Origin of the sequence: Thiothrix eikelboomii, assembly GCF_900167255.1 — a bacterium.
Taxonomy (GTDB): domain Bacteria; phylum Pseudomonadota; class Gammaproteobacteria; order Thiotrichales; family Thiotrichaceae; genus Thiolinea; species Thiolinea eikelboomii.
In genome coordinates this window covers 45,129-60,933 of sequence record NZ_FUYB01000012.1, presented here as the reverse complement: position 1 = coordinate 60,933, position 15,805 = coordinate 45,129, and the positions used below count along the sequence as shown (strand labels likewise).

Annotated in this window: 10 protein-coding genes; 5 read left to right on the top strand and 5 right to left on the bottom strand. The window is 44.0% G+C overall.

Annotation, left to right across the window (positions count from 1 at the left end):
- Nucleotide 1: 1 nt before the first annotated feature.
- Genes B5D50_RS12290 through B5D50_RS12280 form a run of 3 tightly spaced genes read left to right on the top strand, consistent with a single transcriptional unit; the run spans nucleotide 2 to nucleotide 6,647 of the window.
- Complete coding sequence (locus B5D50_RS12290; RefSeq protein ID WP_078922940.1) at nucleotides 2–1,693, top strand: polysaccharide biosynthesis/export family protein; 1,692 nt, start codon at nucleotides 2–4, stop codon at nucleotides 1,691–1,693.
- Between the two features lie 8 nt (nucleotides 1,694–1,701).
- Entirely contained in the window at nucleotides 1,702–2,439 is a 738-nt protein-coding gene (locus B5D50_RS12285; protein ID WP_078922939.1) for a sulfotransferase family 2 domain-containing protein, read from the top strand.
- Nucleotides 2,439–6,647, top strand: coding sequence for a rhamnosyltransferase WsaF family glycosyltransferase (locus B5D50_RS12280; protein WP_078922938.1), 4,209 nt, complete (start codon nucleotides 2,439–2,441; stop codon nucleotides 6,645–6,647). Before B5D50_RS12285 ends, B5D50_RS12280 begins: the two co-directional genes overlap by 1 nt.
- A 9-nt stretch (nucleotides 6,648–6,656) precedes the next feature.
- Here B5D50_RS12280 and B5D50_RS12275 read toward each other — a convergent pair whose 3' ends face one another.
- The 5 genes from B5D50_RS12275 to B5D50_RS12255 form a co-directional block, all read right to left on the bottom strand.
- Nucleotides 6,657–7,856: a copper amine oxidase gene (locus tag B5D50_RS12275; protein ID WP_078922937.1), complete on the bottom strand. Its 1,200-nt coding sequence runs from the start codon at nucleotides 7,854–7,856 to the stop codon at nucleotides 6,657–6,659.
- 11 nt (nucleotides 7,857–7,867) lie between these two features.
- The gene (locus tag B5D50_RS12270; RefSeq protein WP_078922936.1) at nucleotides 7,868–9,013 is read right to left on the bottom strand and encodes a copper amine oxidase; all 1,146 of its coding nucleotides are present in this window, start codon (nucleotides 9,011–9,013) and stop codon (nucleotides 7,868–7,870) included.
- Nucleotide 9,014: 1 nt separating this feature from the next.
- On the bottom strand, nucleotides 9,015–9,704 hold the full coding sequence (locus B5D50_RS12265; RefSeq protein ID WP_078922935.1) for a hypothetical protein: 690 nt from the start codon (nucleotides 9,702–9,704) through the stop codon (nucleotides 9,015–9,017).
- Nucleotides 9,701–10,849: a copper amine oxidase gene (locus tag B5D50_RS12260; RefSeq protein WP_159448630.1), complete on the bottom strand. Its 1,149-nt coding sequence runs from the start codon at nucleotides 10,847–10,849 to the stop codon at nucleotides 9,701–9,703. The genes B5D50_RS12265 and B5D50_RS12260 overlap by 4 nt, the downstream gene beginning before the upstream one ends.
- Nucleotides 10,850–10,914: 65 nt before the next feature.
- A complete protein-coding gene (locus B5D50_RS12255) occupies nucleotides 10,915–12,105 on the bottom strand; it encodes a copper amine oxidase (RefSeq protein ID WP_078922933.1) in 1,191 nt (396 codons plus the stop codon).
- Nucleotides 12,106–12,563: 458 nt separating this feature from the next.
- Here B5D50_RS12255 and B5D50_RS12250 point away from each other — a divergent pair, with 458 nt between their 5' ends.
- Both B5D50_RS12250 and B5D50_RS12245 read left to right on the top strand, forming a co-directional pair.
- Nucleotides 12,564–13,889, top strand: a complete 1,326-nt coding sequence (locus B5D50_RS12250) for a hypothetical protein (protein WP_078922932.1) — start codon at nucleotides 12,564–12,566, stop codon at nucleotides 13,887–13,889.
- A 92-nt stretch (nucleotides 13,890–13,981) separates the two neighbouring features.
- On the top strand, nucleotides 13,982–15,793 hold the full coding sequence (locus tag B5D50_RS12245) for a beta propeller repeat protein (protein WP_078922931.1): 1,812 nt from the start codon (nucleotides 13,982–13,984) through the stop codon (nucleotides 15,791–15,793).
- Nucleotides 15,794–15,805: the final 12 nt, after the last annotated feature.

The window sequence follows — 15,805 nt, the reverse complement described above, 5'->3', positions numbered from 1 at the left end:
TATGAGTTATTTAAAACGTATTTTCCCTCTGTTAGGGATGTGGCTCTGTCTGTTAGTGAGTCAGGGTTATGCTGAGGAACAAGGCGCAGGTGCCTCTGCCAGTAGTGCAAGTACCAGCTCGGATACGACCAGCGATCTCCTCACTGCTGAGACTAAGCCGCGTATTTTTGATGAAGGTCTGCCGCGTACTGTGCGAGCGGGGCAAAATCTACAGCCCTTTGGTGCGAATTTATTTGCTGGCAATTATACGAGTCGGCGGGCAAATGCTTTAGATCCCAATTATCAGGTGATTGCAGGGGATAAAATTTCTTTGCGCATGTGGGGTGAGGCAACTGCGAATGAGGTTTTGACCGTCGATGCAAATGGCAATGTTTTTGTGCCTGATGTGGGTGAAATTCATATGGTAGGAACCCGTGCTTCGGAGGTCTCCAATAAAGTTAAAGCAGCTGTTGGCAAGGTTTATAAAGATGGGGTGGATGTATACGCCAATTTATTAACCGCTTCTAGCCAAGAGGTAACGGTATTTGTCACCGGTAGTGTCTTACGTCCCGGTCAATATACTGGGCTACCGGATGACAGTGTATTAGCTTTTTTACATCAAGCCGGTGGAGTTGATCCGCGTCGTGGCAGTTATCGGCAAGTTATGGTTAAGCGGGGTCAACAGCGGGTAGCCAGTGTCGATTTATATGATTTTGTGAATAACGGCAGTTTACCGAGAATGCTTTTTCGCAATGGCGATACGATTGTGGTACGTCCGCAAGGTAGCATGATTAGTGTCGAGGGGGATACTCGGAATAATTATCGCTTTGAATTTTTGGGCAATAGCATCAATGGTGCTCAGTTGATCAAATACGCCCGCCCTGATAGCAGCGTGACCAATATTGCGGTTTCAGGCACACGAGATGGCCTGCCGAATTCCTCGTATATTTCCTATGAACAATTTTTGCATACTCGCTTATATGATGGCGATAGTGTGCGCTTTGTGAGTGATGCACCGACACCCGTGATGGATATTAGCTTAGAGGGGAGTCATCTTGGGAACTCATATCTTGCCGTCAAACGCGGTAGCCGCCTGCAAGAAGTCTTAGATTATGTCTCAGTTGATCCGAATGAAGCTGATATTGGGAATATTTATATCAAACGCAAAAGTGTCGCTCTCGAGCAAAAAAAGAATATTGATGAGTCTCTACGCCGTTTAGAGCGCAGTGTGCTGACCGCGCCCGCTAGCTCCGATGGTGAGGCGGCGATTCGTGCAAAAGAAGCTGAGCTGATTTTGAAGTTTGTCGAGCGTGCCAGTACGGTGCGCCCAGAAGGTAAAATTGTGGTTTCGGATCGAGGGAAGGTAGCAAATATTCGCATGGAAGATGGTGATATTATTGTGATTCCACCCAAAAGCGATGTCGTGATGATCAGTGGTGAAGTCCAAGTACCACAATCAGTCGTGTATGCCTCCAATGCTACCTTGAAAGACTATATTGCCCAAGCAGGGGGCTATACCGAACGTGCCAATGAAGAAAGCTTGATGGTCGTGAAGCCAAATGGAAAGGTTATCATGGGGCGTCATTTACAAGTATCAGCAGGTGATCAAGTGATGGTTTATCCGCGCTTAGATACTAAGGATATGCAATTCACTAAAGATTTAGTGCAAATTATCTATCAAATCGCAGTAGCAGCGAAGGCAGTGGGCTTGTAAGGAATAGCATGGCAAGGTTTAAGATACGCGGGGAAGAGTTCGATAAGCTGGTTTTTATTCATTTGACAAAAACAGCAGGGGGTACACTCAAAGAGGCGGTGAAGGCTGAGCCAAGTTTCTCCCCCCTCTTTGTTTATAATGAGCAGGACTGGCAGGAGTATGATCGTAATCAACACGACGTTATTTATGGTCATCCTAATAAATGGCTATATGGCAAGATCGGCAAGCCCCTCGATGAAAGTGGTGACCGCTTTGCCTATATCACCTTTTTACGCCACCCGATTACACGTACCATTTCGCATTTTTATCATTTAACCCGAGTTGATAAAGGCGAGGTCGGTGAGCGTTTGCGCTCATATCAAGATATTAATGAGTTTTTTGCGAATGATTATCATTGGGAGTTTGATAATTATTATTGTAAGATTTTTTCGACCCACGCTAACCTAAGATATAATGAAGATTTTGAAAGACGGGTTGAAGAAGCACGCGATAATATTCAGCATAAGCTGAGCTTTGTCGGCTTTCAAGAGTATCTGGGGCTATCACTACTAACCTTAAATAGTCTGCTAGGTAGTCAGCTCAAACTAGATAAATCAGTCAATCTTGGCGATTATGCTTATCAAGGCATTACCAAAGAAACGCTGAGAAAAATTGTTTTATTAAATGAGCATGATCTCAAGCTTTATAAGTTGGCACATCGTCTGTATTTGGGCAATGAGTTTTTAAAGTCTAACGGTGTGTTTTAATGGCGGTGGATAATCAGCAGGCTATTTTAGTCGCGGGTATGCACCGCAGCGGCACTTCGGCTTTAACTCGGGTGTTTTCGCTGTTAGGCGCAGATCTGCCTAAACATTTAGCGCCAGCCTTACCGAATAATAATGAAACCGGTTTTTGGGAGTCGGTTGATCTCATGGTAGAGCATGATGCTCTGCTCGCGTCCGCAGGTTCGTTTTGGAGTGATTGGACCGAGTTTAATCCTGACTGGTATGCCTCCGCTGAAGCGCTTAAATACAAACAAATAATTAGCGAGTTGGTGCAGGCAGATTTTGCTGAGTCTGCCTTATTTGTCATTAAAGACCCGCGTATTTGCCGATTTCTGCCTTTTTGGCTCGACCTTTTAAACGATTTGGCGATTAAGCCATTTATTGTAATTCCAGTGCGTAATCCACTGGAAGTTGCTCAGTCTTTAAAGAAGCGAGATGGTTTCCCCTTGGTAAAAGGTGGCTTGTTGTGGCTAAGGCATGTCTTAGATGCGGTGTATTATGCGCAGGATTATCCCATCGCCTTTTTGAGCTATGAACAATTGATGCAGGATTGGCAAGGCTTTGTTAAGTCGCTACAAGCGCAAATTGATTTTGCCTTTCCGCGTCAATCCATTTTGTCGAAATTAGAGATTGAGGGCTATTTACAAGAAGATCAACAACATAATTCCGTCAGTTTAGATCAGCTCAAGCAGTCTGCGGAGTTTTCTGCATACATTGTTCAGGCTTATGAGTATTTGCTGCAGTTAGTCGCCGGTGAGCGCCGTGAGGAGGCTTTACAGGGGTTACTCAATTTACGCCAGCAATTTAATCAGGATTCTGCTAGCTATGCCAAAGTATTATTGGCAGAAGAGCAGTTGAATGTTCAGCAGTGTAACCAACTACAGACTCAGCATAAGGACTATCTTGAGCATCTGCAGCGTGTACATGCGCAGGAACTACATACTAAAAAACTTGAATATGAGTCGGCTCTGCATCAGGCTGATTCCACTATTCAGGCTAAAGAGCAATTATTAAGACTGCGGACTGAACACCACAGCAAGCTAGTCCAGCAGCTTGAAGCGCATTATCAGCAGCAACTCGAGCTTAAACAGAGTCAGCTGGTGGCGCATGCTAAACAAGCGCATCAGCTGGAGCTGACTAATCAATTATTAGAGGCTGAGCGTAGCTTGCTGGTTAACGATAGCGCGGCTCTTCGGGTGAAGTTGTTGGCTTTAACGGAGTCGAGTGGGCGCTTAGCTAATCCGGTTGGTACTCAAGAGGCTCAAGACTTTTTTAAATTTCAGCGCCTGAGTTCAGAGAGTAAACGACTTAAGCCTATTTTAAAATTGATTCAGAACAGTGGCTTATTCGATCAAGCTTTTTATGCAGCCAGTTATCCAGAAACGGCTCAACTTAAGCAGTCATTAATCGAGCATTATTATTTGACTGGTGCACAGCAGGATTATCAGCCGAATCCATTGTTTAATTCGACTTGGTATCGCAAGCAAAATTTAGAGTTGCAGGCTTCCGCTGAAAATCCTTTAGTGCATTATTTGACTAAAGGGGTGAAGATTCATCGGCAAACCCATCCACTGTTTGATGTCCAATGGTATCTTGAGCAATATTCTGATGTAGCTACGGATGTCGAACAACAAAAAATTAATCCGCTTTGGCATTATTTACAGTATGGTGGGGTGGAGCTGAGAAATCCTAATCCTCTCTTTTTGGCGGCTTATTATCTCGGGGAATATCCAGAGATCAAGCAGTCTGGCTTAAATCCTCTGGTCTATTACCTTCAATACGGTCATGAATGGCATTTAGATCCGCATCCTTTATTCGACAGTCGTTATTATTTGCGGCAAATTGGGGCTGAACTACCAGAGGGTATCTCTGCTTTAGAAGATTATTTAACGAATCAGTATCATTGGCGGCTAGCACCCAGTGCTGGTTTTGATGGGGACTGGTATCTGAGCGCATATCAGGATGTCCAAGCAGCGGGCGTGCATCCATTGATACATTATCTAACGCATGGACATCAAGATGGTCGCCGACCCCATCCGAAAGCTGATCAAGAGGTCTTCATTCGCCAACATCAAATTAAGTTTAGAAAAGCAGGGATTGAATTAGCCTTGCCGGATACTGAAAACAAGCAGCTAAAGCCAGTCGCACGAGTGAATCAAGCCCTCGAGCGGATCTTAAGTTTTGAAACGCAGCCGCTACGTCCTGCGAGTGCTGATTTTGTTAAAGATCAGCTGGTGATCCATTGGGTGACTTGTGATTTTGCTCGACAAGGTGGTGGTGGCAATATGACCATTTTCCGCTTTATTCGCTTGTTTGAGCTATTCGGACACCAGCAGCATATTTGGTTGCATAATCAAGTGGTCCATGCAACCTCTGCTGAGGCTTATGAGGATTTAATTCGCCACTATCAGCAAACGAGTGCGCAGCTTCATTTTGTGGACGAAACTTTTAGTCAAGCCAGCGGTGATTTGATTATTGCGACAGATTGGGAGTCTGTTTGGCCGGTTTTAGCGGCGTCTGCTTTTAAGCGCCGTTTTTATTTTGTGCAAGACCATGAGCCTTCATTTTTTGCAGTCGGTAGCCATAGTCTGGCTGCAGAGCTGACCTACTCTGAAGATTTAGACTGTATTTGTGCAGGACCTTGGCTAGAAAAGTTAATGCGTGAACGTTATGGGCGTTGGGCGACGCATTTTTGGTTGGCCGCTGATCAGCAAGTTTATTATCCAGCCAGCCATCAACCGTTGAATCTTATTCCACGCATCGCTTTTTATGCACGGACTTCAACTTCACGACGGGCGGTCGAGTTGGGAGTATTAGCTCTCAATTATTTGGCTGATTTGGGCTTAGACTTTCATGTTGAGGTTTATGGGGGTGACAATAATACCTCATGGTTGCAGCAAGTCAGTTTTAAGTACACTGATCATGCGGTTTTGTCGGCTGCAGAGTTAGGGTATTTATATCGCTCTTGTGATCTAGGCATGGTGTTTTCTGCCACCAACTATTCGTTGGTGCCGCAAGAAATGATGGCTTGCGATTTAGCGGTGCTTGAATTAGACGGAGATAATACACGAACTGTCTTTCCAGAGGGAACTGTGGTCTTAGCCAAACCTCATCCCCGTTCAATTGCAGAGCGTCTACAACAATTGCTGTTAGACCAAGAGTTACGCCTCAAGACAGCGCGCTTGGGGGGCGAATGGGCGCGGCAATTTGATTGGCAAGTGACCGCACAGGCAGTTAATCAAGCCGTGCAACAGCGTTTAATGGAGCTAGGTTATCAAGCCCGAGTTGTTAACCAAACGATCAAAGCCTCGATTGTGATTCCGACCCTGAATGGGGGCGATTTGCTATTGAAGGTCGTTGATCGAGTGTTAGAGCAACAAGCGCCTTGGCCTTTTGAATTATTAATTATTGATAGTGGCTCGACGGATGGCTCTATCGAAGCACTCAGCAAGAGAAATCTGCGGATTCACTCTATTCCCAAATCTGAGTTTAGTCATGGTGGAACACGCAATTTAGGGGTAGAGCTGACAACCGGTGAATATATCGCCTTTTTGACTCAAGATGCTTTGCCCGTTGATCAGTTTTGGCTATTGCATTTGATTTCTATGCTCGAGCATGAACCTAGAGCAGCGGGTGCGTTTGGTCGGCATCTGGCTTATCCTGAAGCCTCTGCTTTTGTACAGCGCGATTTAGAGGCGCATTTCAAGAATTTGGCTCAGTATCCACTTTATTTGGATAAAGACACTGACCCTGAGCGCTTTGAGACGGGTGAGGCTGGCTGGCGGCAGTTACTGCATTTTTATTCTGATAATAATTCTTGCTTACGGCGGTCAGTATGGCAGCAAATTCCTTATCCAGTGATTGAGTATGGTGAGGATCAGGTTTGGGCAGATCTTATTATTAAGGCGGGCTATAAAAAGGCCTATGCGCTTCATGCTGTCGTCTATCATTCGCATGACTATACAGAGCAAGAAACCTTTGAGCGAAGTCGGATTGAGGCGAATTTTTTCTATCAGCAGTTTGGCTATCTGCTCTTAGCCGGACCAACCGCTTATCTAAAAACACTGACTGCCTTGAATAAGCAAGATCGCTTATATGCCGAGTTGCAGGGCCTCAGTGCGGATGAGCTGACGAAGCAAATGGCCTTAAATGCGGCACGCTTAAAAGGCTATTTGGCATTAGATGCTTAAAGAACTCACTTAAGGCGACAGTGGATGGCGATTATGCCAATTCATGGGCGTGAGGCGAATGCTGCTCCAATGTGCATCCATATTGGGCATATCCTCAGCTCGAGGCAGGTGATAGAAAGAGACCGTCGGCCAAACGACAATATCTGCGTTTTCAAGCGATTCATCATCGATAAATTCAGCTAAATTATCCGCACAGGTTTCACCTTCATCCAATGTGCTTAAGTTGTGTGAAGCATACAGCTCACAACTTTTTTCTTTAGTGACATAAATATCATGCTGAGTGAATGGCTCAAGATCGGGGCCTTCATCTCGCTGGCCGGATTGATGCAATTGAATTTCATAACCCATGGGCTGTTGTTTGGCGTTTTTTAAACTGGTTGAGGCAACAATCCAGGTACGGGCTAATGCTGGTGCGACTGAGCTAGCCGTTTCTTTGGTAAAGACGATGCTTTGGCGAGTCAGTTTGGCATCTTGGGTAACAAAATCCACTTGTTCTAGATAATCTTTATTACCCTGTCCGCCTAAATCGAAATCTAAGCGCCAGAAAAAATTATGTAAATGCGAAATACCTACTTTGTCATAGCCAATATTCCAACCAGGTCGTTCGGCTTGATCATCAGCTACAATCCGCTGTAAAGCGCCGGTCGCTCCAACAGCAAACTCCATACTGCCATCATCAGCGAAACTCCAGTTGGGAATATAACTATAAGAACCAATCAGCGAAACGCTGAATAAGTTTAAACGATGCCCTTGTTTAGCTTCAGTCCCTGAGCGATAAGCGGCACCTCGAGCTTGGGTGGTTTGGCAAATGGCGGGTTTATCGTAATAATTTAAAATTTTGCCATTTGGACAATCTTCACTCGCCAGCGCGAGCAGGGCAGAACGCCCAAACCCATAATCAGTGATGTCATGATAACGGATGCCATTATCATCATAAGGGACGTGAACTTGGGCCAGCTCAGCACGATAGAGCACCATTAAGCGTGAACCCCGCGCTGGTGTATAGAATATATGATGCAGGGAAATTCCACTTAAACCCCGATGTTCCCAACACAGATCCCAGCTGGCTTGATTGGGCAGGGTTACTTGGATGTAATAAGCATCATCGCAGTATTCCGCCGCTTGCAGTGGAGGGGAAAGCAGACAGCTGAACATCCAGCTAATCAGCACTAGCCCAAGGCTTAGATAAAAACGAAGGAGTCTATACATAAAATTCAAGTTTAAAATTGGTTTTGACTATGCCAATCTCTGGGGACTAGTTGGAAACTACTCCAGACAGTACCTAGTCTTAAGGCATCATCACTGCGAACAATATGGTGATAGGTTTGCTTATACCAAACGACACTATCTGCACCATCAATACTTTCTTTGTTGCTAATATATCGAACGGCATGGGTATTTTTAGCCGGACAATCATTCAGTCGGTTGTCCGCTGCATAACGTTCACAGGGATTGTATTTGCTGAAATAAATATCCCATTTGAGCCAAGGCTCGCTGAAGGGATTCAGCCGACTGTCAGTGTATTGATTCGGCACTAGATCGTAAGCAGGAACACTGATGCCTTCATACGGTGTTGTGCCGTCGCGGATCATCCACAAACGCTTTAACTCGGGGTCTTCAAGGCGTGCATGTTCTCGACCCATAGTGGCAATACTCACCCGCTTACGTAGGCGATCCTCGGTTGGGGTACTGGTGACTTCAAGAATCTGATCATTACTCCCTGTCGCACCCAGATCAAAATCCAAACGCCAACCTGCATGCAAGGTAAAGTTTTCTAAGCGATTGCTGGCCGCTTTGCTTAATTGCCCACTCACGCCGATAGCAGGCTCAATGATACCATTTTCGTAAAAACGCCAACGTACACTGTAGATTTGCGGTGCTAGATTATAATGAGTGATTAACTCGAAAAAACTGCCTTGGCGTTGGGTTTGGTACTTATATTGGTAGCCATACTCTTGGGTATTTCGACACAGAGCCTTTGTCTGTAGCATGGTTTTTATACTACCATTGGGGCAGTCAGTTGCAGTTAAAGGCTGCAAATTCCGACCTAAACCGTGTTGGGTGACCAGATAACGCGGTACGGTTTCGGTATCAAATACGGTTTCGAGTTGCGATAAGCTCGCCTCACCTAAGACACGTCGGGCTGGTTTTTTAGGCGCAGCATAATACACTTGTGAGAGGGTAAGGCCTTCCTCTGGACGCATTTCAGCACAGAGCTGCCAGGTGGCTCCTGAAGGAAAGGTTTTGCTAATAGTATTTGCGGCTGCACAACGATGGCTAGGCTCAGGGGCGGCATTTGCTATTGGTGAGCACAGTAAGCCGATGATAAATCCAAGTTGAGTGAGCGACAGGTATTTAAAAAACAATTTAAAATCCAACAATTTGAGTAATGAGTTTGGCTGATAAGTTCACAATCGGGCTGACTTCAAATACCACTGAATCATGCGTATAGAGTAAAATCTGCGCGCAGCGATGTAAGCCGCATTGCTGCGAGGCTGGATTTAATTGTTCAGGTAAGGTATCTGCAGTAAATACGAAGGCTTTAGCCTGTAAGTCGTTTGGAGCATTCAAGGCTTTATGGGTGATCCGCTGATATTCATTCGCAATCAGTGCCAAGGTTTCTTTATCAGAAAAAATCAGATCAACCGTGCGCTTAATTTCAGCCTCAGTCAAAGGCAGTTGCATATTTTTTTTGCGCACGGAGGACAGAATTTTATGCGTAGCAGCATCAATCCGATAAATGATGGTTTCGTCCGTTTGATAGTCATAAACAAAGGCATTGGCACGGCGAACGCCTGATTTTTTGTCTTCTGAGCGGTCGCGTTCAATCAGGAGCAATTCATGCTGGTTGAGTTGATTCGCATCAGCTTCAGATTTCACTCTTAAACTAGGCAACGCTGACTCGACCAAGGCACTGACTTGAGCTTGCTCATTCAGGCTCAAGGGGTCTTGATTGCCAGCGTAGCTAGCGGTGCTCGGCAGAATACTGATCAAAATACTGGTCAGCAGACTGAAGCGGAACTTATTGAGGGGGCTGCGTTGAAGTTTAGCTGTCATCGGATTGAACTCGCTAAGGGGTTACTGTTATGCCAGTCAAACGGCTTGAGGCGAATACCACTCCAGTGAATATTCATATTGGGTGAGTCTTCAGCACGAGGTATATGATAAAAGCTCGTACTAGGCCAGACAATTAAATCTTCCTGTAAAGATTCACCATTCACATAAGTGGATAAATCTTTGGCACAGACATCGGCATTGGCATTACGTGAGGCAAAACGTTCACATTCTTTTGCTTTGGTAAAATAAATATCATACTTAGTGAAGGCCTCTTCCTCCGGCCCCACATCGCGCTGCCCCGATTGATACAGCTGAATCTCATACGCAATCGGCGAGTTAGCTTGATTTTTTAAGGCTGAGTCTACCACTATCCAAGTGCGCAGCGTGGCGGGGTTCACATCTCGACCGGTTTCTAGACTGAGGATTTCATGCTTGGCCTTGAGGCCTTGATCTTCACGCACAAAGTTTATTTCTTCAATATAATCATTCGCGCCATTCCCGGCTAAGTCAAAATCTAAGCGCCAGAAAAAATTATGCAGATGAGAAACCCCTATTTTTTCAGGGCTAATCGGCCAACCTAAATCGCTTTGGCTGCCGGTGGTAAAACGTTGTAAAGCGCCAGTTGCACCCACGGCAAATTCCATCGTGCCATTGTCAAAAAATTCCCAGCGTGGCACATAATTATAAGAACCGATTTGTGAAATACTGAACAGGCTCAATTTATAACCTTGCACGGCTTGGTTTTGGTAGCGCAGCTCTTCACCACGTGGCAGGATTTGTTGGCAGAGTATTGGCTTGCCATAGTATTTAATCAAAGAACCATTTGGGCAGAGTTTCTCATCAAGGGCTTGTAGGTTTTTTTCTCCAAAGCCATAGTCACTAATATCATGATAACGCGCACCATTATCGTCATAAGGCACATGAACTTGGGCTAATTCAGCTCGATACAGAATAGCTTGCTGAGTGCCTGCTTTGGGTTGATAGGCAATGTGATGCAAGCTAATTCCATTTTGCAGGGTTTGCTCCCAACACAAATTCCAAATTGCACCATTTGGCAAGGCAGCATTGATAGTATAATCAGCACTACAACTTTCTTCAGCTAAGACCGCCGTATCAGCATAAAGGCTCAGGATTAAGCTGGACATACCAAGTAGTAATTGCTTAGTCGGAGTTATGAGTGATTGGGACTGAAGGTGAGGGTTGATCTGGCTCATAAAGGATTACCTGCTGTCCAATCTCTAGGCACTAACTGAAAGCTCATCCAATCGGTACTGAGATAATCGCTATCATCACTCCGAGGGAGATAGTGATAGTTTTGTTTATACCAAAGCACTAAATCGGTTCTCTCCAATGGTTCTTGATCTTGACTAGCCTGCAATACATTTCTAGCACAGCCTGCCTGTCGTGGATTGTCAGAAGCGTGCTGTTCACATTCCCGATAACGGGTGAAATACACATCATATTTTAGCCAAGGTCGACCGCGTACATCGCCATTACTTTGGTGATATTGAGAAGGCACTAGCTCATAAGAAATGGCTTGGCCAAATTCATTGCGCTCATCCGCGTCTTTAATCCGCCAACTGGTTTTTAGCTCAGGATTGAGGCTACGAGAGGTTTCAGCGCTTAAAACTTCTGTGCTTAAGCTTTTGTGCCGACGACTGGCACTGGGTCGACTGTTGATTTCTTCAGCAATGTCATTATTCGCATCCTGACCTAAATCAAAATCCAGCCGCCAACCTAAATAAGCACTGAAGCCTAAAGCCCATTCGTCAGCGTCGGCAATGGCGCGGCCAAAACCTAAATGAGCCGGTGCAAAACGCGGCATTTTGCCACTGAAGCCAATCGCTGGTTCGATCACGCCAGTTTCATAAAAGCGCCAGCGTTGGGTATAAGTTTGCGAAGCAGTGGCTTGGCTAATACTGAAGACTTCAAAAAATGCCCCCTGCCGCTGCGCCTGATAGCCATACCTATACAGCAAGCCCGCGTCTTGAGTCCGCGCACACAATAAATTATGCCGCCGATCGCTCGCCTCAGGATAAAGCTGGCCACCTGCACAGTCTTTGGGGCTTAGCTTAAGCAGTTTATCTCCGCCCAAGCCTCCGCGAGTGACGGCAAAGCTGGGTGGCTGGGTATTATCGTCAAACACAATTTCTAACTGCGATAGGCTCGCTTTCCCTAGCACACGCCGCTCTTGGCCGCTACTCCTATGTTTGAGCTGATGAATACTCAAGCCTTCTTCATCATCTAAAGACAGGCACATTGACCAGCCAACCCCGGAGGCAAACTCGGCTTGTAGCGGGATGCCAACACACTCGGGTGGTTTATTAGGGGCTGCTGATAAATGGCTAGTAAAACCAATCAGAATCAAAAATTTTAATAGTTGTTTATTGAACAAACTCATCGTTTTTAGGCCCTCGCAAACAGGCTAGTTGATTTTTTCAGTTCTTATTCTTATGTATAGTAAATATTTACCACTCAGTCATGAGCTATATTCAGCCAAAGGGTAACCTTGTAAACTAGGATTGTCTGATTTGCCTGCCATCGAGAGGTTTGAGTCGAGTGGGGGTAGACAAGCTAATCAAAGCGAGTGGTAGATTTACGACACTAGGCATTGCAAACTTACGACAGCAGCTATACAATCTCGCTGTACTTATTGGATGGTCAGCCAAAGTAGTTGGCCTCGGCTGGTTCTCCACTAGGGCTGGTGATAAGTAAAAAGTAAACAATGCTTGGTAAACTAAATTTATTTGCGCTATGCTTGAGTGCTGTAAGATGGTTTAATGCTTGCCACCGGTCAGGGGGTTGGTGTTCCAGCTTGTGATAAACTTAGATAAACTTAACTGATTAAGTGAGGTTGCAATGAAAAATCTGTTGAAGAAAAGCGCAGTCGCAACGGCAGTTGCTGGTTCGCTGATGATTTCTGGTATGGCGAGTGCTGACTCTTTGTTAGCGCCGTTGGTTATTGGTGTCACTAATGGTGCACAAACTTATTTCTCTATTAAAGTACGTGGTGCAGGTACAGCTAATTTAGGCGGTACTACTGGGTATAATGCGAATTCAAATCTGCATTATGTGTGGTTTCAAAAAGGCACCACAGTTGATGAGTTATATGACCTGAGTAAGGCTTGCACCATTTCTAATAATAATGGCAAAGTGTCGCCTTGGGATATGATCAATCAACGTGCAGTTGATAATGATTCTGGTACTGTCGGTAGCTCTTCTACTGTTGTTGCAGGTCATTTAAACTTAGATGCAGCTGATAAAAGTACACCAAACGGTTATACTAATGGAGACTTCGTAGGTTTCGTAGTTATCACTGATGTCGCTAATGTCAATAAAAACCCAGCTGTAAAAGATTTGGCTAACGAAGGCGATATGTCTGGTTTTGGTTATGTCGTTGATGCAGGCAATAGCTTTGTCTTAGATTATAAATTATTGAATAATCACCGTTCAAAAGTAGAAGGTGACTTTAGCGCAGGCTTTATCGCTAAAAAGTCTATTGATTACTCATGGATGCCTGTGAATATTGCTACTACCGAATGGTTAACAGTCGTCACTGGCGATGATATGTTAAAGCCAGAAAGTGGTGGTGGTTCTTACGATGCTACTGTCTATATCTCTCAAGATACCTTATCAGGTAGTATTTCTCCACAGTTGCCAGCTGGCGTTTCTGGTGCTTATAACAGTGATGAGACCGTAACAAGTGGTGCTAAAAATTTCCGTGTAACCTGTATGGGTACTTATGGACGTTCAACACTGTTAAATCCTTTGCAATTAGCTGACACCGTAGCGGGTGGTTGGAAGCGGATGAGCATTCAGAATAGTGCAACTCGTACTGTAACAAACAATGGTGTTCCAGCTTCTGTTAATACTACTCAAGTAGCTAGTGGTGCTATTACTTATAAAGCAGAGTTAATTAACTTCAGTTCACCACCAGTTCAAGCAGAAATTCTGTCTACTACTAATGCGACTAGTTTTGCTTCAGGTGTTTTTGGTGTGAATACAGAAACAGGTGATGCTTCTACAACCATCAATGGTTTAATTGAGCGTACTGTTAGCGATGGTACTCCGTTTGATGTTGCGGCACCATCAGCTATCAATAATTATGGTGTAGTTTCATTCCAAGTTGAGACAAGTGGTCACTTAAGTACTACTCCAGAATCACATCCAAATCGTCCTTACTAATTTCTACTACTTAGTAGGGTAATTGACAAAAAGGTGGGTTTTCCCGCCTTTTTGCTTTTATAAGAGAATTAAGTATCGACAGAGATAGGTTTATGAAAAAAGTAATTTTACTTTTAGTGGTATTTTTTAGTTTTTTACTCAGTGCTTGCCAAGAAAAGACCAATGAGCAGCCCTTAGTTGAAAAAGCACAGCTTTTACTCAATCAGGCAGGTTTTTCTGTCAATCCTGCTTCTATAGTCATTAATGATAAATTATTTTTATTAAATGGGGAGAAGCGAGGTGTTGTATTTTATGAGGTAGGTAAAGAGCAAATCCTCGCTGAAGATGCTTCTAGTAAGCAATGGTTGCATTATGATGGAAAAACTCTCTATGCCATTTGGTGGGCAGTTGATGATCAAAAAGCAAAGAGCTTAAAACTTAGAACCTCCAGTGATGGGGGGGGGTCTTTTACACCTGTTGTGACTATCAATACGGGCAATGGGGTATTAGCAGAGGCATCAGTTGCTTCAAATGGAAAAGGAGCAGTTGCTGTTGCTTATACTGATGAGCGTAAGCCAGGCTACGGAGTCTATATCAATTATTCTACGGATAGTGGAAAAACGTGGGCAGCTCAGGATCAACGCTTGGATACGCCAGTGATTACTGCGGCTATGAAGGCTGAGAATAATACTGAACCCGCAACCTTTGCTAATTCATCTAAATTAGCTTACTTAGGTGATAAATTAGTCGCTGTTTGGCAGCAGATGGATATGACAGAAATGGGGCAGTCTATGTTGCGCCTCGTATCTAAAGCATCTATTGATAATGGAAAATCGTGGCAAGCGGAATCTACTATATTTGCTGCACCTAATATGCAACCCATAGAAATGGTAGCATTTAATAATGCAACAACGATGTATGTTTTTGGTATGCTTACGGATGGAGTCAAAGGTTTAACAGGTTTTTATAATACAAACCTAGATGCCAACCAATGGTCTGAAATTAGTAGTCGTCCACTAAACTTAAATCCTAAGGTTTATAATATTAGTTGGATTAAAGGTGCTATCTCAGGAGATAATTTAGCCTTAGGTTTTATTGCTAGTCCCATAGAGAATATTGGTAAGATGCATGCCGAAGTAGCTGTACTTTCCACTAAAACACATGAATGGTTAGGGGAAAGTAAAAATCTAGATGCAGATAAAGGGCATGAATTAACTAAATCAAGTTATTTATCCATTGTGGATGCAGGTGCTACTGGTTTATATGTAGTGTGGGAGGATTATCGTAATATAGTACCTACTCTATATATGAATATTAGTAAGGATAATGGCAAATCGTGGTTATCTGTACCAAAACCAGTGACAACTCCCGGCCTATTAGTAGCTAAAGATCCAAAGCTATTTTTAGGTCAAGATAAATTATGGTTAACCTATTTTATGGTTAAACTAGATGGCAAAAACCCTAATGGCACTAGAGTTTATCAAGAATTTGCTAAAGGTAGTGATGGGCAGTTTATCTTGCCTGATATAAGTTTGACTATGCCTAGCCAAGATGAGTTAAAAGAGCGGTTGATTGAGAGGGCTAATAAATTCTGGGCTTTACGTGAGGAACGTAAGTGGGAAGAAACTTGGGACTATATGGAGCCTGTCTATCGTGAAAGATTTGAAAAGACAGAGTGGTTAGCTCAGCAAGGCAAACTCAGTTTCTCTAAAGCTGTTGTGGATGAGTCTAAAATTGATATTCAAGGTAACTTAGCAGCTTTAACTGCTAATATAGAGGTAAGTGTTAATCAACAAGTTAGCAAGGAAGGCTTACTGGAGAGCGCTCCACCAAATAAACAAGTTATTGATATGAAATGGGGATGGTTCTATGACGATTGGTATTTTATGCCTAATATCGTTTTTGGTAATCACTTAGAATATTAATTCTGTTCAAAG

What these genes read in the sequence shown, in the direction of transcription:
- B5D50_RS12280 (WP_078922938.1), top strand. Translation starts at nt 2,439, where the DNA reads ATGGCGGTGGATAATCAGCAGGCTATTTTAGTCGCGGGTATGCACCGC.
- B5D50_RS12255 (WP_078922933.1), bottom strand. Translation starts at nt 12,105, where the DNA reads ATGAGTTTGTTCAATAAACAACTATTAAAATTTTTGATTCTGATTGGT.
- B5D50_RS12245 (WP_078922931.1), top strand. Translation starts at nt 13,982, where the DNA reads ATGAAAAAAGTAATTTTACTTTTAGTGGTATTTTTTAGTTTTTTACTC.
- B5D50_RS12250 (WP_078922932.1), top strand. Translation starts at nt 12,564, where the DNA reads ATGAAAAATCTGTTGAAGAAAAGCGCAGTCGCAACGGCAGTTGCTGGT.
- B5D50_RS12290 (WP_078922940.1), top strand. Translation starts at nt 2, where the DNA reads ATGAGTTATTTAAAACGTATTTTCCCTCTGTTAGGGATGTGGCTCTGT.
- B5D50_RS12260 (WP_159448630.1), bottom strand. Translation starts at nt 10,849, where the DNA reads ATGTCCAGCTTAATCCTGAGCCTTTATGCTGATACGGCGGTCTTAGCT.
- B5D50_RS12265 (WP_078922935.1), bottom strand. Translation starts at nt 9,704, where the DNA reads ATGACAGCTAAACTTCAACGCAGCCCCCTCAATAAGTTCCGCTTCAGT.
- B5D50_RS12285 (WP_078922939.1), top strand. Translation starts at nt 1,702, where the DNA reads ATGGCAAGGTTTAAGATACGCGGGGAAGAGTTCGATAAGCTGGTTTTT.
- B5D50_RS12275 (WP_078922937.1), bottom strand. Translation starts at nt 7,856, where the DNA reads ATGTATAGACTCCTTCGTTTTTATCTAAGCCTTGGGCTAGTGCTGATT.